Source organism: Yersinia entomophaga (genome assembly GCF_001656035.1).
Taxonomy (GTDB): Bacteria; Pseudomonadota; Gammaproteobacteria; order Enterobacterales; family Enterobacteriaceae; genus Yersinia; species Yersinia entomophaga.
Genome location: NZ_CP010029.1, coordinates 660,359 through 686,640, shown reverse-complemented (window position 1 = coordinate 686,640; position 26,282 = coordinate 660,359). Strand labels below are relative to the sequence as shown.

Genomic DNA, 26,282 nt, shown 5'->3' with positions numbered 1-26,282 from the left:
ACCGCCCGCTGACCACAAGAAACATCAGCCAGAATCACACGTTGAAATCAAAGGTAAAGCCCATAAAAAAAGGAGGCCTAAGCCTCCTTTTTGCACTCCCCGACCTGAATTAGTGGTTACGAATGTATTCGTCCATATCCGTTTTCAGGTTATCAGATTTGGTGCCGAAGATAGCCTGAACGCCGGAACCGGCCACGACTACGCCCGCTGCACCCAGTTTCTTCAGACCAGCCTGGTCAACCTTGGATACATCCGCCACGCTCACGCGCAGACGAGTGATACAGGCGTCCAGATTGGTGATGTTCTCTTTGCCACCGAAGGCTTGAACCAGCGCAGCTGACATCTCAGTGCCGCCTTTAGTGTTTTGCTCGGTAGAGTTATCTTCGCGACCCGGCGTTTTCAGATCCAGTTTGGCAATCAGCACGCGGAAGATGGTGTAGTACACCAGACCGTAGCAGATACCTACCAGAGGGAACAGCCAGATGCGGCTACTGTTACCACTCAACACCACAAAGTCGATCAGACCGTGTGAGAAGCTGGTGCCGTCACGCATACCCAACAGAATACAGATTGGGAAAGCCAGACCCGCCAGAATAGCGTGGATAACGTACAGAATCGGCGCAACGAACATGAAGGAGAACTCGATCGGCTCGGTAATACCGGTCAGGAACGAGGTCAATGCCGCAGAAATCATGATACCGCCGACTTTAGCGCGGTTTTCCGGCTTGGCTGAGTGCCAAATCGCAATTGCCGCTGCTGGCAGGCCGTACATTTTAAACAGGAAGCCACCGGACAGTTTACCCGCAGTCGGGTCACCGGCCATATAACGTGGGATATCACCGTGGAATACCTGGCCGGCTGCGTTGGTGTATTCACCAATTTGCATTTGGAAAGGAACGTTCCAGATGTGATGCAGACCGAAAGGTACCAGCGAACGCTCAACTACGCCGTAGATGCCGAAGGCCACTACAGAGTTTTGGTAAGCTGCCCATTGGGAGAAAGTCTGAATCGCCGTACCGATTGGTGGCCAGATGAAGGACAGCGCTACGCCCAAGAAGATCGCCGTGAAGCCGGAGATAATCGGAACGAAACGTTTACCCGCGAAGAAGCCCAGATACTCAGGCAACTTAATACGATAGAAGCGGTTAAACATATAGGCTGCAATCGCACCTGCAATGATCCCGCCCAGCACGCCGGTATCGGCCAAATGCTTGGCTGCAATCTCTTCAGGAGGCAGATGCAGTACCAGCGGAGCCACAACCGCCATGGTTTTCACCATGATGCCGTAGGCTACAACCGCCGCCAATGCGGAAACACCGTCGTTATTGGTAAAACCTAAAGCTACACCAATAGCGAAGATCAACGGCATATTGGCGAAGACTGAACCGCCCGCTTCTGCCATAACATGAGAGACTACCGAAGGTAGCCAGCTAAAATTCGCGGAACCGACACCCAGCAGAATACCTGCAATAGGGAGTACGGATACCGGAAGCATTAGCGATTTACCTACTTTTTGCAGGTTTGCAAATGCGTTCTTAAACATAGTTGAGAGTGCTCCTGAGTAAATAGTGCTTTCTTACTGCTTCTCGCTTTTTATTGGCGTTACAAAGGGGGGAGTAAAGCCTTTGCGAATCGGGGTGTCTACAGCACCCCTTTAATTATTACGAAGAGTAAAATAAATAGCCTGCGTAATGTTTGATGACAGTCACGTTTCTTTGAAGAAGATGCCTTATCCAGTATAAAAAGGCTATTTTTTGTAAAGAAACGTCAGTGAAACCTTTCCACCCACAATAAAACGGGTGGAAACATTACTCGCTTAGGGAATTAATTACGAGCTTAAAAATAATTATCGTCGTAGGCTCTATTTGAGTGTGGCAGATTGTGCCAAATCATCCAGGTGGAACAGTCGACAGAAATTAGCCGTGGTGGCCTCGGCCAGCGTTTCCAGACTAATGCCCTTCAGCACTGCCATGTATTCCGCCACATCACGCACATAGGCTGGCTGGTTTTCTTTGCCCCGATGAGGAACCGGTGCCAGATAAGGTGAATCTGTTTCAACCAGAATACGATCCAGCGGCACATAACGAGCCACTTCGCGTAATTGCTCGGCATTACGGAAGGTGACTATGCCGGAGAAGGAAATATAAAAACCCAGGTCCAACAAGGTTTCTGCCGTCGCGATATCTTCAGTAAAGCAATGCAGCACCCCACCGCACTCCTGCGCCTGCTCTTCTTTCAGAATGGCCAGAGTATCTACGCGAGCATCTCGGGTATGCACAATAACCGGTTTATTCAGATCCCGGCCAATACGAATGTGTTCACGGAAAGACGCCTGCTGCAACGGAATATTGTCCTGCTGGTAGAAATAATCCAGCCCGGTTTCTCCCATCGCGATGACATTATCCGCTGCGGCCAACGCGCGCAGTTCGGCAAAATCATAGCCATCTTCCAGATTTAACGGATGCACGCCGCAGGAAAACGCCACTTCCGGACGTTCTCCGATCATTGCCGTCATGGCACGAAAACCCGGCAAGGTGGTAGCCACCGCCAACATATAACCGACGTCACGCGCTTTGGCTTTAGCCACCACGTCATCGACGCTGGTGTGCAGCGCCTGATAATCCAAACTGTCCAGATGGCAATGGGAATCAACTAACAACATAATAAGTAAACTCTTTTACAACGAATGAGAAAATGTACGATCGGCGCCAGACAGTCTGTTTTCCCAATTGAGCAACTGCTCAGTGAGTAACAGCTCTCGGTTCACGCCGACGACTGAAGATAATTGATGGCGACAGTGCAGCCATTGATTGGCCGATTTTAGCAACACGGCGATAGAAGCTGACTCAGCCAATTGTTGCACCAACGGGCGCTGATCCTGATTGACGATAAAATTCCCTGCTCCCTGCTGCCATTTCAACGCATCCAGCAATAAAGAAGACAGCCAATACACACGATCGGCAACGTTATCCTGATTCAACTGCGGCAACAGTGACAACAAATCCTGACGGGCTAACGCCTCTACCAGCGCCTGACACAGCGCCGTTCGTTGCGCCCACTGCGCCGGTTGCAACAGTTGCTCTGCCGCAATAGGTGCGCCTTCGCTCAGCTGCAACGCCGCGAGCATGGCGACCGGCTCAGCGCTGATTTGCCGCCCCAGCCACTGCATGCTCAAGGCGGTTTCCGGGCAAGCCAGATGCCAGTAAAAACAGCGGCTACGCAGCGTTGGTAACAGGCGGGAAGGCTCAAAGCATCCCAGCAGGAAATACGTGTTTTCCGGCGGTTCTTCCAACGTTTTCAGTAAGGCGTTGGCCGCCGCATCGGTCAGGGATTCAGCCTGAGGCAGCCAGACCACTTTCGCTCCACCCTGCTGAGCATGGGAATAAAGGGTATCAATCAGGTTCCGAACCAGTTCAACGCCAATGCTGCTTTTGCCTTTTTCCGGCGACAGGACGTGCCAGTCCGGATGATTGCCAGCCAGCATCAGGCGGCAACTGTGACATTCGCCACAGCTTTTCTCTCCCTGACGTTTCTGGCACATCAGCCAGCGGCTCAATCCGTAAATCAGCGCATCGGCACCGTTGCCCGGCAGCGCATGGATCAGCAGGGCGTGATGGCCACGGCCGGCGATATGTTGCCCGACCAGTTGGCGGTAAGGTGCGTTTAACCACGGATACCAATTCATTACGCGCTTTCCCGCGCGTTTAACCACTGAGTCAGCGTTCGACGAATATCCGCGCTGACATTCTCCAGTGTCTGAGAAGCATCAATAGTTTGAATGGTTGAATCTGCTGCCGCCAGCGCCAGATATCGCTCCCGGGTGCGCTCGAAGAACGCCAAAGATTCTTGTTCAATACGATCTAACGCCCCGCGCTGGCGAGCGCGCTGCAATCCAATCGCCGGCGATAAATCCAGATACAGCGTTAAATCCGGGCGAAAATCGCCTAAAACCGTATCGCGCAGCGATGTCATCAGTTGGCTATCAATACCGCGACCGCCGCCCTGATAAGCCTGCGAAGAAAGATCGTGACGATCCCCTACCACCCAGGCACCGCGTGCCAACGCCGGTTTAATAACGTTTTCCACTAATTGCACCCGCGCGGCGTACAGCATCAGCACTTCGGCCTTATCTGTTAGCACTTCGCCATCAATACCTTGTTTAATCAGGTCGCGTAATTTTTCGGCCAACGGCGTACCGCCCGGCTCGCGTGTAAACACGATATCGTTAATACCCTGCTCGCGCAGTGTGGCAACCACGGTATCTCTGGCGGTGGTTTTACCCGCACCTTCCAGACCTTCGATAACGATAAATTTACTGTCCATTTTTATCCTTTAACGCCTGACGATAAACGCGTACTGCCTGGTTATGACTGGCTAAATTGGTGGTAAAGGTATGTCCGCCCTTACCATCAGCTACAAAGTAGAGATATGGCGTTTTAGCCGGATGTGCTGCGGCCTGTAACGATGCCAGCCCCGGCATGGCAATCGGCGTCGGCGGCATTCCCGCGATCACGTAGGTATTATACGGCGTTGGGGTGTCTAAATCCTTACGCGTGATATTTCCGGCATATTTATCACCCATACCGTAAATCACCGTAGGATCGGTTTGCAGCCGCATGCCGATACGCAGGCGATTGATAAATACCGAAGCCACTTTGGTTCGTTCATCGTTGATCGCGGTTTCTTTCTCAATGATAGAAGCCATAGTGACCAAATCATTCGGCGTTTTATATGGCAACGAGCTATCCCGCCCTTCCCACACTTGGGCAACGGCTTTTTCCATTTCTTTATGCGCCCGTTTCAGCAAAGCCAGATCCGTGGTACCTGCGGTATAAGAATAGGTGTCGGGATACAGCCAGCCTTCCGGATGTTCGGTATCTTTCAGGCCGATCAGTTTAGCAATTTCAGCGTTACTCTTACCCGCCAGCTCATGTTTGACGTAATCCGCCTGCTGCAAGGTTTCCATCCAGTCACTCAAACGAGAGCCTTCAATAAAGCGGATACTGAACTGGGCTTCTTTACCACTGGCCAGCAGTTTCAACATCTGACGTATCGTCATACCCGGCGTAAAACGATAGGTTCCGGCTTTGAAATTGGCGAGTTCCGGTTCGATCCGCAGTAACCACGGAAACAGAGTCGTATCCACAACGATATGATCTTGCAGTAATAAAGTTTCAAGCCCTACTCGGCCAGTACCCGCAGGCAGGGTAAAAATGGTGTCTTGCTTGATTTCCAGCGCGGAACCGGCGAAATTTTGCACTTTCTGATAGCCCAAAAACAGCAAACCCAAGCAGATCCCCACTAGGATGGTTAGTATTCTGAGGTTTTTTCTTTTCATCTATCGGCCATCTTTAAAATTTGGAATTGATATTAGCGATTAAATCGATATTAACAATGTGGTCGCATGAATTCATACAGCTCTCGCGAGCTATAAGTCCATTCATGCGCTTGATTAACCGAAACCAGCGGCATTAACGCGTTGCAGATCAGCACCTCATCTGCGTCTCTTAGCGTCTCTAAGGGTTCGGATACGCAGTGTAACGCGTATCTGGAAGCAAACAGTCGCGCCATAATACGACGACGCATGATACCCGCCACCCCAGAATGACTGAGATCCGGCGTAAATACTGCCTCGCCTTTGCGCCAGAATAAATTAGCCGCACAGCATTCCACCAGCTGGCCTGCAGTGTCAAGCACCAGAGCCTCGTCCGCCGTTGTCTGCTCAAGATGCGCGCGAATCAGTACCTGCTCCAAACGGTTAAGATGCTTAACCCCCGCCAGCAGCGGATTACGCGCCAACGCTACCGGACTTAACGCCAGCGTGATGCCCTCCTCGCGCCATAATGAATAATGTGCCGGATAACCACTAATCGATAATACGCGCGTCGGCTGTTCGCAGGCCTCACCGCTGTAACCCCGCCCACCGCTGCCCCGGGTCAAAATCACTTTCAGTACGCCCTGCTGAGCCTGCCACGCCAGTTCGGTCATTTCATGCTGTAATAGCGCCCAGTCAATAGTTGGCAGCAGTAAACGCTCCGCGCCTTGCTGCAAGCGTTGTATATGCATAGGCAGCCAGCAAACTTCACCATTAAGCACTCGCGCCGTAGTAAAACAGCCGTCCCCGAACTGCAAGCCTCTGTCGGTTGCAGAGAGCTGGTTTTGCGCCATACCGTTTATCAACATCATATCCAACTCTCTTTTATTTATTCGGTGGTTTATCTAGTGAGCAAACATATTAATAAGCTCTCATTGAGTTTACATCCCAAAGTTTTCTCAACCGGATATTCCACTACTTTCGGATTTATCTTTTTCTGTTCACTTACATTGGCAAACAATAGCTATAAAAAAACCCGGATAACCGGGTTTTTATCATCTGTGTTACTAATCGGTCGCTGTTACACTTTACGGAAAACTAATGAACCGTTAGTGCCGCCGAAGCCGAACGAGTTACACAGGGTGTATTCCATGCCTGAAACCTGACGCGCGGTGTGCGGAACGAAATCCAAATCACAGCCTTCATCCGGGTTATCCAAGTTAATGGTCGGTGGAATAGCTTGATCGCGCAGTGCCAGAACGGTAAAGATAGATTCTACCGCGCCCGCAGCACCTAACAGGTGACCGGTCATGGATTTGGTTGAGCTAACCATGACTTTCTCTGCATCAGCGCCAAACACCGATTTAACCGCCTGCGTTTCCGCTTTATCACCCGCTGGCGTGGAAGTGCCGTGCGCGTTGATATAGCCGATTTGCGAAGTAGTGACACCCGCGTCACGTAACGCATTCACCATAGCCAAAGCTGCGCCCGAACCGTTTTCCGGCGGCGAGGTCATATGGTAGGCATCGCTGCTCATACCAAAACCGACAACTTCTGCATAGATCTTAGCGCCACGCTTCTTCGCGTGTTCATATTCTTCCAGTACCATCATGCCGGCACCATCGCCCAATACAAAACCGTCGCGATCTTTATCCCATGGGCGGCTAGCCGCTTGTGGATCGTCGTTACGGGTTGACAAGGCTCGCGCAGCACCGAAACCGCCAACGCCCAATGGCGTACTGGCTTTTTCTGCGCCACCGGCGACCATCACGTCAGCATCATTATAAGCAATGATACGGGCGGCATGGCCGATATTGTGCACACCAGAGGTACAGGCAGTCGCGATAGAAATACTCGGTCCACGTAAACCAAACTTAATGGTCAGGTGGCCTGCGATCATATTCACGATAGTTGAAGGCACGAAGAACGGACTGATTTTCCGTGGCCCACCGTTAACCAGCGCGGTGTGGTTTTCTTCGATCAGGCCTAAGCCACCAATACCAGAACCGATAGCGGCACCGATACGGTCAGCGTTAGCGTCAGTCACTTCAAGACCGGAGTCTTGCATCGCCTGAATACCTGCCGCAATACCGTACTGAATGAAGGCATCCATTTTTCGTGCATCTTTGCGCGAAATGAATTCTTCACAGTCAAAATTTCTTACTAAGCCAGCAAACCGGGTTGCATAGGCGCTAGTATCGAAATGGTCGATCAGGCTGATGCCACTCTGCCCAGCAAGAACAGCATTCCATGTGGATTCTACTGTATTACCGACAGGAGACAGCATGCCCAGTCCAGTCACAACAACTCGACGCTTAGACACGTTTGTCCTCCAAGGAGGGAAAATAACACTTTGGGACAAAAACTTAGGCGGTCGAGTGACCGCCTAGATATGTTCGCTTACTGCTGACTAGCGTTGATAAAATCAATAGCTGCCTGAACAGTAGTGATTTTTTCTGCTTCTTCGTCTGGAATCTCGGTATCAAACTCTTCTTCCAGAGCCATTACCAGCTCAACGGTGTCAAGAGAATCAGCGCCAAGATCTTCTACGAAAGAAGCGTCGTTCAGTACTTCTTCCTGTTTAACACCAAGTTGTTCAACGATGATTTTCTTAACGCGTTCTTCGATAGTGCTCATACTCTTAAATTTCCTATCAAAACTCGCTTTCGCGATGGTTTTCGTAGTTTATAAAATGTTGAAAAAGATGCAACTAAATCTCGGCTGGTCGAACCACAATTTTGCATTATTTTGCGGTTTTCACCTCAAATAATGCAAAAAGTTCTGCCAGTGCTTAAACCATGTACATGCCGCCATTGACATGTAATGTTTCACCAGAGATGTAGCTGGCCTCGTCAGAGGCTAAAAATGCAACAGCGCTGGCGATTTCTTTAGCTTCCCCAAGCCGGTTAGCTGGTACTTGGGTTAAAATGCCTGCGCGTTGATCATCTGTCAACGCCCTAGTCATGTCCGTCTCAATAAAGCCAGGTGCCACGACGTTGACAGTAATGCCACGTGAAGCAACCTCACGCGCCAAAGACTTGCTAAAACCAATAACGCCAGCTTTAGCGGCCGCGTAGTTAACCTGCCCTGCATTGCCCATGGTCCCAACAACAGAACCAATTGTGATGATACGGCCAAACCGCTTTTTCATCATAGCTCGCATTACCGCTTTTGACAGACGGAACACGGAAGTCAGATTTGTATCCAGGATATCCTGCCACTCATCGTCTTTCATACGCATCAGCAGGTTATCACGCGTGATACCGGCATTATTCACTAAAATGTCGACTTCGCCAAATTCAGCACGAATAGTTGCCAGTACCTTGTCGATCGACGTGGGATCCACGACGTTCAACATTAAACCTTTACCCTTGTCACCCAAATAGGCGCTGATAGCTTCAGCCCCCTTCTCACTGGTCGCAGTACCAATTACAACGGCACCACGTTCGACCAATAATTCTGCAATAGCGCGGCCAATGCCACGGCTTGCGCCAGTTACCAGCGCAATTTTTCCTTCAAAGCTCATGCTATCCTCTTTATTATTGTTCAAGCGCTGCGGTCAAGGTCGCAACATCGTTTACCGGTGCTGCTGACAGAGTGTCCACGATACGCTTGGTCAGGCCAGTCAGAACTTTACCTGGGCCAACTTCCAGCAGCAGTTCAACGCCTTCTGCCGCCATAAATTCAACGCTTCCAGTCCAACGTACCGGATTGTATAGCTGACGTACCAGCGCGCTACGGATAGCTTCAGGTGACACTTCGGCTTTTACGTCTACGTTATTCACCACAGGGAACAACGGTGCCCGGAATTCAATGTCTTCCAGAGCAACGGCCATTTTATCCGCCGCGGGTTTCATTAATGCGCAGTGGGAAGGCACGCTAACCGGCAAAGGCAGTGCACGCTTGGCGCCAGCCGCTTTACAGGCCGCACCGGCACGTTCTACCGCTTCTTTGTTCCCGGCGATCACAACCTGCCCCGGCGAGTTAAAGTTAACCGGTGAAACCACCTGACCTTGTGCCGATTCTTCGCAAGCTTTGGCAATAGATTCATTATCCAGGCCAATAATAGCAGACATAGCGCCAGTACCTTCAGGTACCGCTTCTTGCATCAGTTGGCCGCGTAATTCAACCAGCTTAACCGCCTGTTTGAAATCCAGAACGCCAGCACATACCAATGCTGAGTATTCACCCAGGCTATGGCCTGCCATCATCGCAGGCGCTTTTCCGCCCTGCTGCTGCCAAACACGCCAGATGGCTACCGAAGCGGTGAGCAACGCAGGCTGAGTCTGCCAGGTTTTGTTCAGTTCTTCTGCCGGACCCTGCTGCACCAACTGCCACAAATCGTAGCCTAAAACCGAAGAGGCTTCGGTGAAAGTTTCTTCAACTATCGGGAATTGTGTAGCTAAATCAGCCAGCATACCCACGGTCTGAGACCCTTGACCTGGAAAAACCATTGCAAATTTCGACATCTTGCCTTCCTGTGAAATCAAAAGACTTTCTATTAAATCAAAAGACTTTCTGTTAAATCAAAAACGAACCAGCGCAGAGCCCCAAGTGAAGCCGCCACCAAACGCTTCCAGCAGGACTAATTGACCGCGTTGAATCCGGCCATCACGTACCGCTTCGTCTAAAGCTGAAGGCACTGATGCGGCAGAGGTATTACCGTGACGATCGAGAGTGATCACCACTTTATCCAACCCCATACCTAATTTTTTCGCCGTAGCGCTGATAATGCGTAAATTTGCCTGATGCGGAACCAGCCAGTCCAGTTCTGAACGATCCAAGCCGTTAGCCTGTAACGTTTCATCGACAATGTGCGCCAATTCGGTCACGGCCACTTTAAACACTTCATTACCTGCCATGGTGACGTAAGCAGGCTGATCCTGGGTTTCGCGATTCTGGTAAGGCAGAGTCAATAACCCGCCATAGGTGCCGTCCGCATGTAAGTGCGTTGACATAATACCCGGCTCTTCAGACGCACCCAGCAACACAGCACCAGCGCCATCGCCAAACAGAATAATCGTGCCGCGATCTTCCGGATCCAACGCGCGAGACAATACGTCGGAGCCAATCACCAGCGCATGACGCACTGCGCCACTTTTCACGTACTGATCGGCCACGCTCAGCGCATAGGTAAAACCAGCGCAGGCAGCAGCCAAATCAAACGCCGCGGCGTCTTTGATTCCTAACATCTGCTGCACCTGACAGGCAGAGCTTGGGAAAGCGTGACTTGAAGAGGTGGTGGCGACAATAATCAGCCCAACATCGTCTTTACTGACGCCAGCCATTTCCAGCGCGTTCTCTGCCGCACGGAAAGCCATTGTGGCCACATTTTCATCCGGTGCTGCAATACGACGTTCACGAATACCGGTGCGAGTCACGATCCACTCGTCGCTGGTTTCCACCATTTTTTCTAAATCAGCATTGCTGCGCACTTGTACGGGCAGATAGCTCCCCGTGCCGAGAATCTTTGTATACATGTACGTTCAGTCACTCTTGGGTAATACAGCTTCAAGGCGCGCGGCGATCCTTTCAGGAACCTGCCGCTGCACCGCCTGCACAGCCTGTTCTATTGCAACTGCAAACGCACGTTGGTTCGCAGCGCCGTGGCTCTTGATTACGATGCCCCGTAATCCTAACAGACATGCGCCATTATACTGGTCGGGGTTCAGATGCCCGAACCGCTTGGCCACGCGTTTTTGCAGCCAACGCCCCAGTAGTTTAAGCCACCAGGACTGTTTATTGTTCTCGCCCGATGATTTAAGCAACGACAAGAACATTCTTATCACGCCTTCCATGGTCTTAAGGGTGACGTTACCCACGAAGCCGTCACAAACCATTACGTCGGTTTTCCCGGTCAGCAAGTCATTGCCTTCCAGATAACCAATATAATTTATCGCCGGTGTATTTTTTAATACTGCGGCGGCTTCGCGGATATTATCTAAACCTTTGGTTTCTTCTTCGCCAATATTTAGCAGCGCGACACGCGGGGAGGTAATCCCCACGACTTCTTCGGCCATGACTGAGCCCATCACGGCAAATTGCACCAACATGGTGCTGTCGCATTCCACATTTGCTCCCAGATCCAACACCACGGTTTTACTACGGCGTTGGTTCGGGATCACCGTCATCAGGGCCGGGCGCTCTATCCCTTCTAACGGCTTAATCATCAACTTTGCCAACCCCATTAACGCTCCGGTATTCCCGGCACTCACACAGGCTTGAGCCTCACCGTTCTTAACTAAATCCAATGCGATACGCATCGATGTACCACGGCTGGCGCGAATTGCTTGTGAGGGTTTAGCGTCGCTGGCAATAACATGCTCAGCGGGAATTACCTGCAACCTTTCCAGCAACAAAGGATCGGTGTGGGCAAGTAATGGAGTGATGGCGTCGGGGTTTCCGACCAGCAGAAGCTTAAGTTGTGGATTAAAGGCCAGTGCCTGCAATGAAGCAGGCACTGTGACGCAGGGACCGAAGTCCCCGCCCATTGCATCTAACGCTAGGGTTAGACAAGTCAAGGTATCGCCTTGCTAAAGATTAGCAAGTACTACTCAGCCGATAACCTTGCGGCCGCGGTAGAAACCGTCGGCTGTGATGTGGTGACGCAGGTGAGTTTCACCGGAAGTTTTGTCCACAGACAGAGTGGCAGTGGTCAGAGCATCGTGTGAACGACGCATGCCACGTTTGGAACGAGTTGGTTTGTTCTGTTGTACGGCCATTGACCTTACTCCTTAATTACTTTTCTTTAAACTGGCTAATACGGCAAATGGATTCGGTTTCTCCACCTCTGCAGGCAGTTTACCAAATACCATGTCCGCCTCGGACACTTCACAGTGTTCAGATTCATGTACCGGAACGACCGGCAGCGAAAGAATAATTTCGTCTTCAATCATTGCCAACAGATCAACTTCGCCAAAATCGTCGACTTCGATCGGTTCGTACGCTTCCGGTAATGCTTCAGCCTGCTCGTCATTGACGATCGGGCTAAAACAATATGTTGTGTGGACATGGTGTGCGAAGGTGCCACCGCAGCGCTGGCACATCAACGTAACGTCGACGTCCGCATGACCTGTGATAACCGCCAGGCGCTGATTATCGATATTAAACGATAAGGAGGCCACGACATCGCTGTCCACACTAACCACGGATTCGGCAACGCGTGTCACTTGCTCAGGGGAATAGATACCTGCGTAATCTAATCGCTTCTGGGCAGTACGAACCGCATCAATGGTCAGGGGTAATTTTACTTTTTGCATAGGGCGCGCATATTAACTTTGTAACGACATAGAGTCAAAGAAAAAGGCCATTCAACCGCACCTTTCACCAATATTCGCTTCCTCAGCGGCGGACAGTTTAAAATGACTGATTAAATTACGCCACGGTTTATGGAAAATATTATGTCTCAGTTAGTTTTGGCTTCAACTTCTTCTTATCGCAAAGCATTGCTGGAAAAACTTCAATTGCCCTTTATTACCGCAGCGCCAGATATCGATGAAAGCCCGTTGCCGCAGGAAGACGCTCCAACCTTAGTGCAGAGACTGGCGAGCGCCAAGGCTACTGCGTTGGCTGAACACTATCCGCAGCATTTGATTATCGGCTCTGATCAGGTGTGCGTGCTGAACGGGAAAATAACCGGCAAACCGCACAATCATGAGAATGCGTTTAAACAATTACGCCAGGCCAGCGGCCAATGTGTCACTTTTTATACCGGTTTGACGCTGCTCAATTCCGCTAGCGGTCATATAAATATCCAGTGCGAAACTTTTCAGGTGTATTTCAGAACGCTAAGCGATGACGAAATAAACGGCTACTTAAGCATAGAACAGCCTTGGAATTGTGCTGGTAGCTTTAAAAGTGAGGGATTGGGAATAAGTCTGTTCGACCGTTTAGAAGGTCGCGATCCCAATACCTTGATTGGTCTGCCGCTGATTGCGCTTAATGAGATGCTGATGGAACAAGGGGTGAATGCGTTGTTAAGTCAGAACAGCGCAGATAAGCGCTAATAATAAGACAATAAAAAGAGTGATATAACAAAGTAAGGCGCACTTTTGCGCCTTACCGATGCTATTCGAAGCTGACAGCACGATTATTTTGCCGGGAAGTTTTTCCGCAGCATTAACAGGCAGTGGCGTAACTGATTATCCAACGGCGCTTCCAGCCGCATGGTTTCGCCGGTATTCGGATGCTCAAACCGTAAAGCTGCCGCATGCAGGAACAGGCGATGTAAGCCAGTGCCTTTAAGTTGCGCATCGAAATCACGGTCACCGTAACGGTCATCAAAAGCGATCGGATGGCCGGCATGCAATGCGTGAACGCGTATCTGGTGAGTTCGGCCAGTAATCGGGCTAGCTTTTACCAACGTGCAGTGTTCAAAGCGCTCTTCCACTTTAAAGCGGGTTTCCGACGGTTTGCCTTCGCTGCTCACCTTCACGACTCGCTCGCCGCTCTGCATAATATTTTTCAGCAACGGTGCCTGAACCGCCTTGCAATGAGATTGCCATTGGCCGCGAACTAGCGCCAGATAGTCTTTTTGCATACCTTTCAGCCGCAGCTGTTCATGTAGGGAGCGCAGCGCCGAACGTTTTTTCGCTACCAACAGAACGCCGGAAGTGTCGCGGTCAAGACGATGCACCAATTCGAGGAAACGCGCTTCCGGACGCAACGCTCTCAGCGCTTCAATTACGCCAAAACTCAGACCACTTCCGCCGTGTACCGCGGTTCCCGAAGGTTTATTCAGCACCAGCAGGTAATCGTCCTCAAACAGGATACAGTCGGCCAACGCCGCGACTTTATCCAGTTTTGCCGAAACGGGTGCGTCTTCACGCTCGGCCACGCGCACCGGCGGTACACGCACCACATCGCCGTCCGCCAGCTTATATTCTGGTTTAATGCGTCCTTTATTGACGCGAACTTCACCCTTACGCACGATGCGGTAGATCATGCTCTTTGGCACGCCTTTTAATTTAGCGAGCAAAAAGTTATCGATCCGCTGACCGGCTTCGTCGGCAGAAATGGTGATTAATTGTACTACTGGATTATCTGTTTTCATGGTGCGCGATTCTAATTATACAGAGGAATTAGCGCCACCCCTTTTTATGTGCTTAACTGTGAGTCTGGCTATTGAAGAGAACGTTTGCGCATTATTTTTGTTTAATAACACATCAATACTCGCCAACACTGTGAACACAGTAAAATAATCTTTACTTAGACAGCTAAAGTCACCTTGCTATATCAGTATCAGCAATGGAATAATGCAGTTAATTCCGCGTTGATTCTCGTTAGATCAAGGAACTTGTGGAATAATAAGTTTGCCTGATCGCACAAAAACGCAGCAATGGCGTAAGACGTAATGTGAAATCAAGCAATTAGCGGGCTGCGGGTTGCAGCTTGGCCGGCAAATGGGATCAGATCTGTTGTCATAAATTCAGAAGCTGCCCTCTACTAAAAGCGCTGTTTTTCAGAAAGAAACACAGGCTTACCGAGATAATGCGCCCCTATGCAGGCGACAACCGTGAGGTTGACGGCTTTGCTAGAAGACTCGGGGTCATCGGTTTATCCGGCCATGAGGTTATTTTGCCCGCAGTTCTAACGCCAATGTAAAAATAACGAGTAAGTTAAGATGAAAAGAATGTTGATTAACGCAACTCAGCAGGAAGAGTTGCGTGTTGCCCTTGTAGATGGACAGCGGCTTTATGATCTGGATATTGAAAGTCCGGGCCATGAGCAAAAAAAAGCGAATATTTACAAAGGTAAAATCACCCGAATTGAGCCAAGTCTGGAAGCTGCTTTTGTTGATTACGGTGCAGAAAGACATGGTTTCCTTCCTTTAAAAGAAATCTCTCGCGAGTACTTCCCAAGTAATTATTCCTCTCATGGCCGTCCAAACATCAAAGATGTATTGCGCGAAGGCCAGGAAGTTATTGTTCAGGTTGATAAAGAAGAACGTGGTAATAAAGGCGCAGCCTTAACCACATTTATCAGTCTCGCTGGCAGCTATTTAGTTCTGATGCCTAATAACCCGCGTGCCGGTGGCATTTCTCGCCGCATCGAAGGTGACGACCGTACTGAACTAAAAGAAGCCCTGTCTTCACTCCAGTTGCCTGACGGCATGGGGCTGATTGTCCGTACGGCTGGCGTAGGCAAATCTGCCGACGCGCTGCAATGGGACTTGTCATTCCGCCTGAAACACTGGGATGCGATTAAAAAAGCCGCCGAAGGCCGCCCTGCTCCGTTCCTGATTCATCAGGAAAGCAACGTTATCGTGCGTGCCTTCCGCGATTACCTGCGCCCGGACATCGGCGAAATCCTGATCGACAATCCAAAAATTCTCGATCTGGCCAAAGAGCATATTGCCGCTCTGGGTCGCCCGGATTTCAGCAGCAAAATCAAATTGTACAGCGGCGAAATCCCGTTGTTCAGCCACTATCAGATTGAATCTCAGATTGAATCTGCGTTCCAGCGCGAAGTGCGTTTGCCTTCCGGCGGTTCTATCGTTATCGATACCACCGAAGCGTTGACCGCGATTGATATCAACTCCGCACGCGCTACTCGCGGCGGCGACATCGAAGAAACGGCTTTCAATACCAACCTGGAAGCGGCGGACGAAATCGCTCGCCAATTGCGTCTGCGTGACCTCGGCGGCCTAATCGTTATCGACTTTATCGATATGACGCCGGTTCGCCATCAGCGTGAAGTAGAAAACCGTCTGCGTGACGCCGTTCGTCAAGACCGCGCCCGTATTCAGATCGGCCGGATTTCTCGCTTCGGTCTGCTGGAAATGTCCCGTCAGCGCCTTAGCCCGTCACTGGGTGAATCCAGCCACCACGTCTGCCCGCGTTGCAGCGGCACCGGCACCGTGCGTGACAATGAATCTCTGTCGCTGTCGATTCTTCGTCTGATTGAAGAAGAAGCGCTGAAAGAGAATACCCATGAAGTTCACGCTATCGTTCCAGTCCAGATTGCCTCTTATCTGCTGAATGAAAAACGTGAATCGGTTAATGCCATTGAGAAGCGTCAAGGCGGCGTGCGTGCAGTTATCGTACCTAACGACCAGATGCAAACCCCGCATTACTCGGTGCTGCGCGTACGTAAAGGTGAAGAAGTTCCGACCCTGAGCTACCTGCTGCCGAAACTGCATGAAGAAGAGATGGCTCAGCCACTGGAAGAAGCGCCAATGGAACGCAAACGTCCGGAACAACCGGCGCTGGCGACCTTCTCTCTGCCAACGGAAGTGCCACCGGAAGCTGAACCTGCGGCAGCGGCCAAACCTGCGGTGCAGCCAGCAAAAGCAGCCGTCAGTGCCGCACAGCCGGGTCTGTTTAGTCGCTTGATTAGCGGTCTGAAAAGCCTGTTCGCCGCACCAGCTGAAGCGGAAGTGAAACCGGCTGTCGTCGAAAAAACCGAAAATACCGATAATCGTCGTCAAGATCGTCGTAATCCGCGCCGTCAGAACAATGGCCGCAAAGATCGCGGTGACCGCACGCCGCGTGAAGGTCGCGAAAATACGCGTGAAAACGCGCGTGACAACGGCAATCGGGATGCAAACCGCGATAATCGTGACATCCGTGAAGGCCGTGAAGGCCGTGAAGATCAGCGTCGTAACCGTCGTTCTAACCAGCAAAATACCGCGGTTGAAGCTACGGTAGAAAATCGCGACAACGACAAAGCGCCACGGGAAGAACAGCAACCGCGTCGTGAACGTGGCGATCGTCAACGTCGTCAACGTCAGAATCCGCAGGAAGTGAAAGCGGCTGAAGTGGTTGAAAGCGTTGTAGCGGTAAATCTGGTAGAAGAAGTCCAGCCTGAGCAGGAAGAACGCCAACAGGTGATGCAGCGTCGTCAGCGTCGTCAATTGAATCAAAAAGTACGTATTCAATCGGCCAATGATGAACTGAACCCAGCGGATACCGCCAGTGAAAAGACTCCTGTTGTTAAAATCGCCGAGCAAACCGCGGCTCCGGTTGTTGCACAGGAAGAAGTGAAACTGTTAGCACCAGCAGCGGATGAAGACAACGGTAACGATCGTTCTGCCAATAACGAGAATGGTATGCCACGTCGTTCACGCCGTTCACCACGTCACCTGCGTGTCAGTGGTCAACGTCGTCGTCGCTATCGTGACGAGCGTTATCCAACCCAATCCGCTATGCCTCTGGCCGGGGCGTTTGCCTCTCCGGAAATGGCGTCAGGCAAGGTGTTTATTCGTTATCCGGTTGCACTGCCGCAGGAACAGCAAGTTGCTGAGCCAGCAGCGGAAAATATCGCAGAAAACCTGAATACCCAAGCGGCTGAAACACCTGCTGTGATCGCAGCACCGGCAGTCACCACCGGTCAGGCGAATTCGGTTGCTGCATCGCCAGCGATTGAACAAACCGTGGCGGTACCAGCCGTTGTCGCTGAACCTGCTGTGATTGAAGCGCCTAAAGCTGAAAAACCGGTTGAAGCGTTCACGCCAGCGCCTGCGGCTTACAAACATCAGCCAGGTGGTTCATCTTCATCAGCTGCTGCCGTACCGGGCCGCGCGCCAGTTGCTGCTCCAGTCGTTGAGGCGCCTGTAGTCAAAACTGTTGCAGTTGAAACTGCTGAAGTTAAAACTGTTGAAATGGAAACTGCTGGCGTTGAAACGACGAAAGCTGAAACTCCGGTTAACCAGCCAGCAGCGCAAGCGGTTGTTCAGCCAGAAGTGACGGCTCAACCTGCGGTTGAAGAAATCGCAGCGAAAGCGGTCACTATAGAAGACGTTGTTGCCGAAACCCTGGCTGTTGAAGCACCGTTTGAAGCTCATACCGAAACCATTGTCAGCGCAACTGACGCAGTTGAAGAAACCGCGCCAACAACAAAAGCTGTGGTAGAAGAGAATGTGGCTGAAACCGTTGTTGCTGAAGTGACTGCGACGCAAGCAGCGCCGGAAACGCCAGTAGTTGATGCACCGAAAACCGTTGAAGTGGCCGCTACCGTAGTGACCGAAGCGGTTGTTCATCCGGAAGGCGTGCGCTTCAAACATCATGCATTCGCTCCGATGACCAAAGCACCGGCTTCTGCCTCAACTCAGGCTACGCAAGCGTCAGCTCACAGTGAATGGCAACGCCCTGCGTTCGACTTTGCAGGTAAAGGCTCTGCGGGCGCGCACGCGGCAGTGAACAAGGCTACGGCACCGGCTACCAAGCCTCAGCCAGTCAAGTAACTGACAGCGAGCTCCTTAACGACAAAACCCGCCACACGGCGGGTTTTTTTACGACTGAAAACCGTAATTTCTGAGCATTAAACCGAGTCAATCAGGCAATCTGTTTCAGCGTTTTGATATCCAGATTATCCAATTTGCCGTCTAACTGGCCGACAAATGCCTGGAAATGAGCGGTTTTATTGTGCTTTTGCAGCGCATCATCGGAGGCCCAACGCTCAAAGAACACAAAGGTACCCGGCTGACCGATTTCCGCATGAAGATCGTATTGCAGATTGCCGCCTTCGGCACGACTTGGCTCAATAATTTGATGCACAATAGCCTTAACATCTTCAATAAACTCTGGTTTCGCCACTAAGCTGGCGATGACGCGAACTTCCATTTTACCCTCTCCTGTTTCAATCTTCTGTCGGCCTGACGACCGATAGCTGTTTATTGCATCGAATTCACTGACGCAATACCTGTCTATATAAGATGCCTTTTTCTAATTGTTTTCAACTTAACCCGAACAATCAGATGCATCTGTCGCACTTTCCGCTTATCCTTACACCCCGCCGGAAACACTCCCGTACCAGCAAAAAACCTCGAAATTCTCATCATCAAAGTGGAGCTAGCCAAATGACTGCACAATCCCAAACCCTGAAAATTCGCCGCCCGGACGATTGGCACATCCACTTGCGTGACGACGAAATGTTAGCCAGGGTACTCCCTTATACCAGTGAGGTATTTGGCCGGGCGATAGTGATGCCAAATCTGGCCACTCCCATTACCACCGTTAGCAGCGCCATTGCTTATCGGGAACGTATTTTGGCGGCGGTGCCTAAAGGCCAGACATTCACTCCGCTGATGACTTGTTATCTGACCAACCAGTTGACCGAAAGAGAGTTGACCGCAGGTTTCGAGCAAGGCGTATTCACCGCGGCCAAACTTTACCCTGCCAATGCCACTACGAACTCAACCCACGGTGTGTCCGATATTTTAGGGATTTATCCGCTGTTCGAGCAGATGCAGAAATTAGGTATGCCGCTATTGATTCACGGGGAAGTAACCGATGCCGATGTCGATATCTTCGATCGGGAAGCCCGCTTTATCGATCAGATTCTGGAGCCTATCCGCCAAAAATTCCCTGCGCTGAAAATCGTTTTCGAGCATATCACCACCAAAGATGCGGCTGATTATGTGCTTGCAGGTAATGATTTTATTGCCGCGACCATCACGCCACAGCATTTAATGTTTAACCGTAACCACATGTTAGTTGGCGGTATTCGCCCTCACCTGTTCTGTTTGCCAATCCTGAAACGTGGCACCCACCAGCAGGCTCTGCGTCAAGCCGTTGCCAGCGGCAGCGAGCGTTTCTTCCTGGGTACCGACTCAGCGCCGCATGCCAAACACCGCAAAGAGTCTTCCTGTGGCTGCGCGGGCGTATTCAATGCGCCGTCGGCCTTACCGTCCTACGCTACCGTGTTTGAAGAAATGGAGGCTTTACAACATCTTGAAGCCTTCTGTTCATTGAACGGGCCGCGTTTCTACGGTTTGCCAGTCAATGAAGATTTTGTTGAGTTGGTGCGCCAGCCCTTCACCCAGCCGGAAGAAATTTCGCTTGGTAACGAATCTATTGTGCCTTATCTGGCAGGCCAAACGCTGAATTGGTCAGTAAAAAGCTAATGTCTTTCAAGGGGAAGCGTTATTCTCTTCCCTTATTTTTCTCATTTTTTTCATTCTCCCTCTTGTCGCACATTACATTTAACTGTATAAACATACAGTATCAATATTCGGAGGATGAAACATGCGTGTTGAAGTCAGCATTGATAGAAAAAACCCATTACCCGCGGGCGCGATTGAAGCCTTAACCGGGGAGCTCACTAAAAGGCTCAATGCTCAATTCCCGGATACGACCGTCAGGATTCGTTATGCCGGAGCTAACGATCTTTCGGTACTTGGCGGAGCCAAAACCGATAAAGATCGGATCTCTGAAATATTGCAAGAAATTTGGGAAAGCGCCGACGATTGGTTTGACGCAGAATAACTCACTGTTATGCAGTTTTTGCCGGGGAGTCGCTCCTCGGCTTTTTTGTCCTCACATCATGTTCTCTGATTATTTTTTCTCAGCCCCTTGTCCTCTTTCTTTCTATGCCCATATTGAAGCTGAATCGCGTTATTGTGCATTTTCTCAGCGTTATTAAACAAATTTGTAAAGATGTTGTGTTATTCGCCAAATAAATATCTAGTTGCGTATACTGAAAAAGCTCACTCAATTATGAGCCGAATGATCCTCATTAGTTACTTCAATTAGTTACTACTTAATAAGGGGTCTATATGGACAGAAATGATGAAGTTATTCAGACTCACCCGCTCGTAGGCTGGGATATCAGCACTGTAGACGCGTACAATGCCATGATGATTCGTCTTCATTACCTGTCTTCCGTGGATCAACCCACAGAGAACGCCTTAGTCGATAGAACGCTCTGGCTGACCACCGATGTAGCACGCCAATTAATTAATATTCTAGAAGCAGGCATTGCTAAGATCGAATCAACGGATTATGTAGACATTGACCACCGAAAACACTAGTTATTTCAAAGCTAAACCCCAGGGCACCGATGAGTCTTCATCAGGTGCCTTTTTATTCGCCACTCCCGCCCTCACGCTCGTTTCGCCCCTTTAGATAGTCTTCTACTCATGTTATTACTAATACACATAATTATTACTTTTGCGTAGCCTGCCTTTATACGATGGCCTGAAGGTTTATCAGGCATATACGCTATTTCCTGGAGTCCCAGAGCATGGAATATGATTTGATTGTGGTTGGCAGCGGTTCCGTTGGCTCAGCTGCGGGTTATTACGCGGCGCAGGCTGGATTAAAGGTTCTGATGATCGACAGCGGTATGCCGCCACATCAATCCGGCAGTCACCACGGCGACACTCGCCTGATTCGTCATGCTTATGGCGAAGGGGAAAAATATGTGCCACTGATTCTTCGTGCGCAAACCTTGTGGGATGGCCTGTCCACAGCGACTGGCGCGGAGCTGTTTCATGCCAGCGGCGTGATTAACCTGGGCCCGCAAGACTCCGAATTCCTGAAAAACGTACAGGAAAGTGCCCGCAAGTACGATTTGCCGATTCAGGTCATGAACGGGAGCGAAGTGAGGCAAAAATGGCCGCTTTTCACCGTTCCTGACGACTATATCGGCGTATTTGAGCCGAAATCAGGCTATCTGCAATCTGATTTGGCCGTCTCCACCCTGATTAAAGAAGTCACCGCCGCTGGCTGCGGGATTCTATTCAACTGTCCGGTTTCGGCTATTCACCCTGACGATAATGGCGTGGATGTGGTGACTATCGATGGTACCTACCGCGGTAAGAAAGTGGTGGTCACCGCTGGCACCTGGGTGAAAAAATTACTTCCTACGCTCCCCATTTCCGCCGTGCGTAAAGTCTTTGCCTGGCATCACGCAGACGGACGTTACAGCGAAGAAAATCACTTCCCCGCCTTCACCGTAGAAACTCCAGATAACGTCCATTACTATGGTTTCCCGTCGAAGAAGGAAGAACTGAAAATCGGTAAACATAACGGCGGTCAACTCATTGAATCTGCGGATCAACGCAAGCCTTTTGGCGGTTTTGCCGAGGATGGAACCGAAGTTTTCAGCTTTTTACGCAACTATTTGCCCGGCGTTGGCGTGTGTTTAAGGGGTTCATCCTGCACTTACGATATGAGTCCTGATGAAGATTTTATTATCGATACGCTGCCAGAAAGTCAAAGAATTATGGTATTTAGCGGGCTAAGTGGCCACGGTTTTAAGTTCGCGACTGCTCTGGGCGAAATCGCCGCGCTGTTTGCGCAAGATAAGGCGTCTCCTATTGATATTAAACCTTTTTCTTTGAGTCGATTTAACTGATCGTCTTAGCGTAATCGGGCTATTTATCGCAGGATATTCTGATAGTTTTAGAATCTCCTGCATTTTTTTATTATTCTGTTCATCTTCGATTATCCCACTGCTATTTCTGCTATTTCCTGCTTATTTATAATTATCCATTCGTAAATGCCGTCTATTAGCATCGCGAATCCCGAATTGACGCTAAAGCTACCTGAGGATTAACTTATTCGCGTTTGCGGCCGGGTATGGTTGCCCGTATGACAAGGATGTAACACCATGAGAATATTAATCATCGACGAATGTTATTACACTCGCTCTGGTGTAAATAAATACTTAAATAGCATGTCATCTGTAAATTTAATGGATGTAGCAACTGTTGAGCAAGCAACGCTGGTAATTCAGAGTTTCGATCCTGCGGTAATAATGGTCAATTTAACCCAATATTGTCGCTACGGCGGACATTGTCCATTGCTGGAGGAATTTATTACCCGCTGTACACGCGCCAGAGTCTATATTTATCTGGATGCATCTTATCCCTTTAGCGAAACACCAATACCTTTAACGGAGACTGTATCAATATTAGCCAAGCGGCGCTTACCCGATTTATTGCACTCACTGACACACTTGCAGGATGCTGGTAGTCAGGAAGGCTGGCAGCAAGGGACAACGCATTCGTCCTTATTTAGTCCGCAAGAACATAAAGTGATGTGTTACTGGATGACAGAAATGCCAAATTATCGCATAGCAAAAAAGCTAAATATCAGTGATAGCACCGTATATTCGCATAAAAGACATATCACCGAAAAAATAAAAGTTAGGAATCGTCTGGAGCTATGCTTTATCTATAACGTTTTTAAATATTTGTATTGAAGATGGCTCACTGTTTTCTCCATCGGTCAGCGCCTCTTTAGCTACACATTTCTTGGTAAGCTTTATTTCCATCAATAATGCCTCCGAAGATACTGGTTAACCGTATCTTTAAGGATAAAATTAATGGCAGCAATATCTTACTAGTAAAATTAAAAATCCGGCTAATATTAACCACGCTCGATATCATGGAGAATATATAGCCGGAATCTACAATGGGGATCTCACTGAAGATAACTTTAATTAATTAACTATTCTTATATTGCATGTCAGCTTTCCCCCTAACACTAATTGTTATCGTTATTGAGTCAGAGTTTCGGATTTACCTGCTACCTTCCTTATTTTTAGAAAGTAATACCCTTTATTTTTAATGATAAATACCGTAAAAGAGAAACTCTATTGGACAATATCCGTTGAGGGCTTAGTAGTAACTTATTGTTTTAATAATAAATATAACTATAATAATCACAAAGCTCAGCAGCCCGTTGGCATCCATGTTCAATAAATTATTTTCGATGTTGATCAACAACGTACGCGCACATTTAGTGTTCTACATTTGCCTATGGCTAATTTTATTGGCGCTGGATATCTACTTCTTTTTCTACGCTTAACGTCGTTCCCAACGACGGTCTATCCCGCTTTCCGAATCATTATCTTTGCGTATTTGTTGCTGAAAATGCGCGATGAGGCATACATTGATGCCGCATCGCACTGCTATGGCCTAACTCTACGACTCTTTTTCATCTGTTGCCGGTTTACCATCCCCCAGCAATACGGCAAATTTATGGCCGGTTGGCGTCAGCTCCAACGCAATTTTAGCGATGATCGTCAACGGCACCGACAGCAGCATCCCTATCGGCCCGAGTAACCATCCCCAAAATATCAATGACAGAAACACCACCAGCGTAGAAAGTCCTAGTCCACGGCCCATCATGCGCGGATCGATGATGTTGCCACCAATCAGGTTTATCAGAATAAAGCCGCCAGTAACCGCCAGCGCGTCGGCAAAGCCATTAAACAATAAAGCCTGAATAATCGGTGGGATAGCAGCCAGCACCGAGCCGATATTGGGTATGTAATTGAGTACGAATGCCAGCAAACCCCAGATAAAAGCAAAGCGAACATTCATTGATGCCAGGAATATCCAAACCACCAGCCCCGTAGCAAGGCTGATAATCGTTTTAATCACCAGATAGTGAGTGACGCCCTTTACCGCACGCTGCAAGATAGCAATGCCTTTTACCGGATCGTCGAACATTAATTGCAATTTGTACGGCAGGCGCTCAACTTCAAACAGCATAAACACCACCGTCATCAACAGCAGGAAAATACCGGTCATCGCGCCGGAAAGATGGCTAATCGAGCGAGTGACGAAATTCATGGCCGCGCCAGGATCGACGAACTTCATTACGTCATCCACGGACATATCAATATTGAAACGCACGGCAAAACCGTGTAGATCGCGAATTTTTTCCAGCATCATGCCGCGATATTGCGGTAATGAGCGGGCAAACTCATTTAAAGAATTACCGAGCATTCCTAACAGGAATGACATCAGCAAAATAATAACCACCACCAACAGTACAATTGCCAGTGTGCGGGGGATTTTGATTTTTTGCAGCAAACTCACCAATGGATTCAATACAATGGAGAGAAATACCGCCAAAAGGAAAGGTACCACGATGGGCGACGCCGCCTTGATTCCGGCCATAATCACTACCAGCATGGCCAACATGGCGACAATACGTAAACCTTTATTGCTGACTGCCGACGTTACCATAATCTGTCCTTGCATCGAGGTCGTCATCGAGAACGATGATAGAAATAGTGAGAGATCGAAAATAACAGAGCGATCCCTCAACTTAAACTTAATTTTCCGAATATAGCCAGAGGGTTGAGGCAGAAACTAACCCTTTAAGCTTAGCTTTAGTCGTCAGATTTTTCAGGCGCAGGAATATGCATAGTGGTTTGCAGTAATCCTTTTGATTTATTGAAAATCTTCACACCGTTTTCGCGGCCAGCACGACGGGCGCGCTGCTCTTCACGGGGAAGTTTCAATTCGTCCTGACAAATCTGGCTACAGCAGCCGTCAAATTTGGCAGCGCAGCTTGGACATTGAATAAACAGCAGATGGCAACCGTCATTTTTACAGTTGGTATGAGCATCGCAAGGCGTGCCGCACTGATGACAGTTCGCAATCACATCGTCCGAAATCCGCTCGCCCATGCGCTCGTCAAAGACAAAGTTTTTACCGACGAATTTCAGCGGTAAACCCTGTTCCTTGGCTTTGCGGGCGTACTCAATGATGCCTCCTTCAACGTGATAAATATTTTTGAAGCCGTTATGCAACATGTAGGCGCTGGCTTTTTCACAGCGAATACCGCCGGTGCAATACATGACGATATTTTTGTCTTTGTCTTGCTGTAGCATTTCTACTGCCATCGGCAGCTGTTCCCGGAAAGTATCGGACGGAACTTCAATCGCGTTTTCAAAATGCCCCACTTCATATTCATAGTGGTTACGCATATCAACGAACAATGTATCCGGATCGTCAATCATCTGATTAACCTGATCGGCCTTCAGATACTGGCCGACGTTTGCCGGATTAAAGCTGTCGTCATCAATACCGTCGGCAACAATGCGCTCACGCACTTTCATTCGCAGCACCCAGAAGGATTTTCCGTCGTCTTCCAGAGCTACGTTCAGGCGAACCTGATCCAACGCCGGATGAGAAGCGAATAAAACCGCTTTAAACTCATCATAACGGTTGGCGGGAACGCTGATTTGCGCATTGATACCTTCTTTCGCCACGTAAACCCGGCCAAATACGCCCAATTTCACAAATTGGCTGTAAAGGCTGTCACGGAATGCTTTGGCGTCATCCAGATTGAAGTATTTATAAAAAGAAACTGTGGTACGGGGTTCGGTTTCGGCCAACATCCGTGCTTTAAGTTCCTCATTAGAAATTCGGTTATGTAACACTGGCATGGTGTACTTTCCTGTCTTTCGAAGAGGTTTCTGAGAGATTTTTATGCAGCGAAAC

The 26,282-nt window shown here is 49.5% G+C and carries 26 protein-coding genes; 8 read left to right on the top strand and 18 right to left on the bottom strand.

The window, feature by feature from the left end; genetic code table 11:
• Positions 1–109: 109 nt before the first annotated feature.
• The 14 genes from ptsG to yceD form a co-directional block, all read right to left on the bottom strand.
• On the bottom strand, positions 110–1,543 hold the full coding sequence (gene ptsG / locus PL78_RS03180) for a PTS glucose transporter subunit IIBC (protein ID WP_064513062.1): 1,434 nt from the start codon (positions 1,541–1,543) through the stop codon (positions 110–112).
• 318 nt (positions 1,544–1,861) lie between these two features.
• Positions 1,862–2,662, bottom strand: a complete 801-nt coding sequence (locus tag PL78_RS03175; RefSeq protein ID WP_064513060.1) for a metal-dependent hydrolase — start codon at positions 2,660–2,662, stop codon at positions 1,862–1,864.
• A 15-nt stretch (positions 2,663–2,677) separates the two neighbouring features.
• Positions 2,678–3,685, bottom strand: a complete 1,008-nt coding sequence (gene holB, locus PL78_RS03170; RefSeq protein WP_064513058.1) for a DNA polymerase III subunit delta' — start codon at positions 3,683–3,685, stop codon at positions 2,678–2,680.
• Positions 3,685–4,323 (bottom strand): dTMP kinase, encoded by a 639-nt coding sequence (tmk, locus tag PL78_RS03165; protein WP_064513055.1) that lies wholly within the window; start codon positions 4,321–4,323, stop codon positions 3,685–3,687. Before tmk ends, holB begins: the two co-directional genes overlap by 1 nt.
• Positions 4,313–5,338 carry an endolytic transglycosylase MltG gene (gene mltG / locus PL78_RS03160; protein WP_064513053.1) on the bottom strand — a complete coding sequence of 342 codons (1,026 nt, stop codon included), beginning with the start codon at positions 5,336–5,338 and terminating at the stop codon, positions 4,313–4,315. Before mltG ends, tmk begins: the two co-directional genes overlap by 11 nt.
• A gap of 50 nt (positions 5,339–5,388) precedes the next feature.
• Entirely contained in the window at positions 5,389–6,186 is a 798-nt protein-coding gene (gene pabC, locus PL78_RS03155; protein ID WP_064513051.1) for an aminodeoxychorismate lyase, read from the bottom strand.
• Positions 6,187–6,395: 209 nt separating this feature from the next.
• Positions 6,396–7,637 carry a beta-ketoacyl-ACP synthase II gene (gene fabF, locus PL78_RS03150; protein ID WP_071889724.1) on the bottom strand — a complete coding sequence of 414 codons (1,242 nt, stop codon included), beginning with the start codon at positions 7,635–7,637 and terminating at the stop codon, positions 6,396–6,398.
• Positions 7,638–7,714: 77 nt separating this feature from the next.
• Positions 7,715–7,951: an acyl carrier protein gene (gene acpP, locus PL78_RS03145; protein WP_064513047.1), complete on the bottom strand. Its 237-nt coding sequence runs from the start codon at positions 7,949–7,951 to the stop codon at positions 7,715–7,717.
• A gap of 154 nt (positions 7,952–8,105) precedes the next feature.
• On the bottom strand, positions 8,106–8,840 hold the full coding sequence (fabG, locus tag PL78_RS03140) for a 3-oxoacyl-ACP reductase FabG (protein ID WP_064513045.1): 735 nt from the start codon (positions 8,838–8,840) through the stop codon (positions 8,106–8,108).
• 13 nt (positions 8,841–8,853) lie between these two features.
• Entirely contained in the window at positions 8,854–9,783 is a 930-nt protein-coding gene (fabD, locus tag PL78_RS03135; protein WP_064513043.1) for an ACP S-malonyltransferase, read from the bottom strand.
• A 57-nt stretch (positions 9,784–9,840) separates the two neighbouring features.
• Positions 9,841–10,794 carry a beta-ketoacyl-ACP synthase III gene (locus tag PL78_RS03130; RefSeq protein WP_064513040.1) on the bottom strand — a complete coding sequence of 318 codons (954 nt, stop codon included), beginning with the start codon at positions 10,792–10,794 and terminating at the stop codon, positions 9,841–9,843.
• A 6-nt stretch (positions 10,795–10,800) separates the two neighbouring features.
• Positions 10,801–11,835: a phosphate acyltransferase PlsX gene (plsX, locus tag PL78_RS03125; RefSeq protein ID WP_071889721.1), complete on the bottom strand. Its 1,035-nt coding sequence runs from the start codon at positions 11,833–11,835 to the stop codon at positions 10,801–10,803.
• Between the two features lie 33 nt (positions 11,836–11,868).
• On the bottom strand, positions 11,869–12,036 hold the full coding sequence (rpmF, locus tag PL78_RS03120) for a 50S ribosomal protein L32 (protein ID WP_002210931.1): 168 nt from the start codon (positions 12,034–12,036) through the stop codon (positions 11,869–11,871).
• 12 nt (positions 12,037–12,048) lie between these two features.
• Entirely contained in the window at positions 12,049–12,573 is a 525-nt protein-coding gene (yceD, locus tag PL78_RS03115; protein ID WP_049596428.1) for a 23S rRNA accumulation protein YceD, read from the bottom strand.
• 141 nt (positions 12,574–12,714) lie between these two features.
• Here yceD and PL78_RS03110 point away from each other — a divergent pair, with 141 nt between their 5' ends.
• Complete coding sequence (locus tag PL78_RS03110) at positions 12,715–13,320, top strand: Maf family protein (RefSeq protein WP_064513037.1); 606 nt, start codon at positions 12,715–12,717, stop codon at positions 13,318–13,320.
• A gap of 83 nt (positions 13,321–13,403) precedes the next feature.
• Here the strand turns inward: PL78_RS03110 and rluC are convergent, their stop codons facing one another.
• On the bottom strand, positions 13,404–14,366 hold the full coding sequence (gene rluC / locus PL78_RS03105) for a 23S rRNA pseudouridine(955/2504/2580) synthase RluC (protein ID WP_064513035.1): 963 nt from the start codon (positions 14,364–14,366) through the stop codon (positions 13,404–13,406).
• A 570-nt stretch (positions 14,367–14,936) separates the two neighbouring features.
• Between rluC and rne the strand changes: the two genes are divergently transcribed.
• Complete coding sequence (rne, locus tag PL78_RS03100; RefSeq protein WP_071889718.1) at positions 14,937–18,497, top strand: ribonuclease E; 3,561 nt, start codon at positions 14,937–14,939, stop codon at positions 18,495–18,497.
• 91 nt (positions 18,498–18,588) lie between these two features.
• Here rne and PL78_RS03095 read toward each other — a convergent pair whose 3' ends face one another.
• Positions 18,589–18,876: a putative quinol monooxygenase gene (locus PL78_RS03095; RefSeq protein WP_049596432.1), complete on the bottom strand. Its 288-nt coding sequence runs from the start codon at positions 18,874–18,876 to the stop codon at positions 18,589–18,591.
• A gap of 236 nt (positions 18,877–19,112) precedes the next feature.
• Between PL78_RS03095 and pyrC the strand changes: the two genes are divergently transcribed.
• The 6 genes from pyrC (at position 19,113) to PL78_RS19400 (ending at position 23,850) form a co-directional block, all read left to right on the top strand.
• Positions 19,113–20,159 (top strand): dihydroorotase, encoded by a 1,047-nt coding sequence (gene pyrC / locus PL78_RS03090; protein ID WP_064513031.1) that lies wholly within the window; start codon positions 19,113–19,115, stop codon positions 20,157–20,159.
• Between the two features lie 121 nt (positions 20,160–20,280).
• Entirely contained in the window at positions 20,281–20,520 is a 240-nt protein-coding gene (gene dinI / locus PL78_RS03085; RefSeq protein WP_064513029.1) for a DNA damage-inducible protein I, read from the top strand.
• Between the two features lie 290 nt (positions 20,521–20,810).
• Complete coding sequence (gene bssS / locus PL78_RS03080; RefSeq protein WP_049596435.1) at positions 20,811–21,065, top strand: biofilm formation regulator BssS; 255 nt, start codon at positions 20,811–20,813, stop codon at positions 21,063–21,065.
• A 212-nt stretch (positions 21,066–21,277) separates the two neighbouring features.
• Positions 21,278–22,393, top strand: a complete 1,116-nt coding sequence (gene solA / locus PL78_RS03075) for an N-methyl-L-tryptophan oxidase (protein WP_064513028.1) — start codon at positions 21,278–21,280, stop codon at positions 22,391–22,393.
• A 255-nt stretch (positions 22,394–22,648) separates the two neighbouring features.
• Entirely contained in the window at positions 22,649–23,242 is a 594-nt protein-coding gene (locus tag PL78_RS03070) for a LuxR C-terminal-related transcriptional regulator (protein WP_064513027.1), read from the top strand.
• Between the two features lie 491 nt (positions 23,243–23,733).
• Positions 23,734–23,850: a DUF2770 family protein gene (locus tag PL78_RS19400; protein ID WP_049596438.1), complete on the top strand. Its 117-nt coding sequence runs from the start codon at positions 23,734–23,736 to the stop codon at positions 23,848–23,850.
• A 116-nt stretch (positions 23,851–23,966) separates the two neighbouring features.
• Here PL78_RS19400 and PL78_RS03065 read toward each other — a convergent pair whose 3' ends face one another.
• Positions 23,967–25,019 carry an AI-2E family transporter gene (locus PL78_RS03065; protein WP_064513025.1) on the bottom strand — a complete coding sequence of 351 codons (1,053 nt, stop codon included), beginning with the start codon at positions 25,017–25,019 and terminating at the stop codon, positions 23,967–23,969.
• Between the two features lie 146 nt (positions 25,020–25,165).
• Positions 25,166–26,227 (bottom strand): oxygen-dependent tRNA uridine(34) hydroxylase TrhO, encoded by a 1,062-nt coding sequence (gene trhO / locus PL78_RS03060; protein WP_064513023.1) that lies wholly within the window; start codon positions 26,225–26,227, stop codon positions 25,166–25,168.
• Positions 26,228–26,282: the final 55 nt, after the last annotated feature.

Coding starts and splice junctions, on each gene's coding strand:
- ptsG (WP_064513062.1), bottom strand. CDS start 1,543: ATGTTTAAGAACGCATTTGCAAACCTGCAAAAAGTAGGTAAATCGCTA.
- PL78_RS03175 (WP_064513060.1), bottom strand. CDS start 2,662: ATGTTGTTAGTTGATTCCCATTGCCATCTGGACAGTTTGGATTATCAG.
- holB (WP_064513058.1), bottom strand. CDS start 3,685: ATGAATTGGTATCCGTGGTTAAACGCACCTTACCGCCAACTGGTCGGG.
- tmk (WP_064513055.1), bottom strand. CDS start 4,323: ATGGACAGTAAATTTATCGTTATCGAAGGTCTGGAAGGTGCGGGTAAA.
- mltG (WP_064513053.1), bottom strand. CDS start 5,338: ATGAAAAGAAAAAACCTCAGAATACTAACCATCCTAGTGGGGATCTGC.
- pabC (WP_064513051.1), bottom strand. CDS start 6,186: ATGATGTTGATAAACGGTATGGCGCAAAACCAGCTCTCTGCAACCGAC.
- acpP (WP_064513047.1), bottom strand. CDS start 7,951: ATGAGCACTATCGAAGAACGCGTTAAGAAAATCATCGTTGAACAACTT.
- fabG (WP_064513045.1), bottom strand. CDS start 8,840: ATGAGCTTTGAAGGAAAAATTGCGCTGGTAACTGGCGCAAGCCGTGGC.
- fabD (WP_064513043.1), bottom strand. CDS start 9,783: ATGTCGAAATTTGCAATGGTTTTTCCAGGTCAAGGGTCTCAGACCGTG.
- PL78_RS03130 (WP_064513040.1), bottom strand. CDS start 10,794: ATGTATACAAAGATTCTCGGCACGGGGAGCTATCTGCCCGTACAAGTG.
- rpmF (WP_002210931.1), bottom strand. CDS start 12,036: ATGGCCGTACAACAGAACAAACCAACTCGTTCCAAACGTGGCATGCGT.
- yceD (WP_049596428.1), bottom strand. CDS start 12,573: ATGCAAAAAGTAAAATTACCCCTGACCATTGATGCGGTTCGTACTGCC.
- PL78_RS03110 (WP_064513037.1), top strand. CDS start 12,715: ATGTCTCAGTTAGTTTTGGCTTCAACTTCTTCTTATCGCAAAGCATTG.
- rluC (WP_064513035.1), bottom strand. CDS start 14,366: ATGAAAACAGATAATCCAGTAGTACAATTAATCACCATTTCTGCCGAC.
- rne (WP_071889718.1), top strand. CDS start 14,937: ATGAAAAGAATGTTGATTAACGCAACTCAGCAGGAAGAGTTGCGTGTT.
- PL78_RS03095 (WP_049596432.1), bottom strand. CDS start 18,876: ATGGAAGTTCGCGTCATCGCCAGCTTAGTGGCGAAACCAGAGTTTATT.
- pyrC (WP_064513031.1), top strand. CDS start 19,113: ATGACTGCACAATCCCAAACCCTGAAAATTCGCCGCCCGGACGATTGG.
- dinI (WP_064513029.1), top strand. CDS start 20,281: ATGCGTGTTGAAGTCAGCATTGATAGAAAAAACCCATTACCCGCGGGC.
- bssS (WP_049596435.1), top strand. CDS start 20,811: ATGGACAGAAATGATGAAGTTATTCAGACTCACCCGCTCGTAGGCTGG.
- solA (WP_064513028.1), top strand. CDS start 21,278: ATGGAATATGATTTGATTGTGGTTGGCAGCGGTTCCGTTGGCTCAGCT.
- PL78_RS03070 (WP_064513027.1), top strand. CDS start 22,649: ATGAGAATATTAATCATCGACGAATGTTATTACACTCGCTCTGGTGTA.
- PL78_RS19400 (WP_049596438.1), top strand. CDS start 23,734: ATGTTCAATAAATTATTTTCGATGTTGATCAACAACGTACGCGCACAT.
- PL78_RS03065 (WP_064513025.1), bottom strand. CDS start 25,019: ATGGTAACGTCGGCAGTCAGCAATAAAGGTTTACGTATTGTCGCCATG.
- trhO (WP_064513023.1), bottom strand. CDS start 26,227: ATGCCAGTGTTACATAACCGAATTTCTAATGAGGAACTTAAAGCACGG.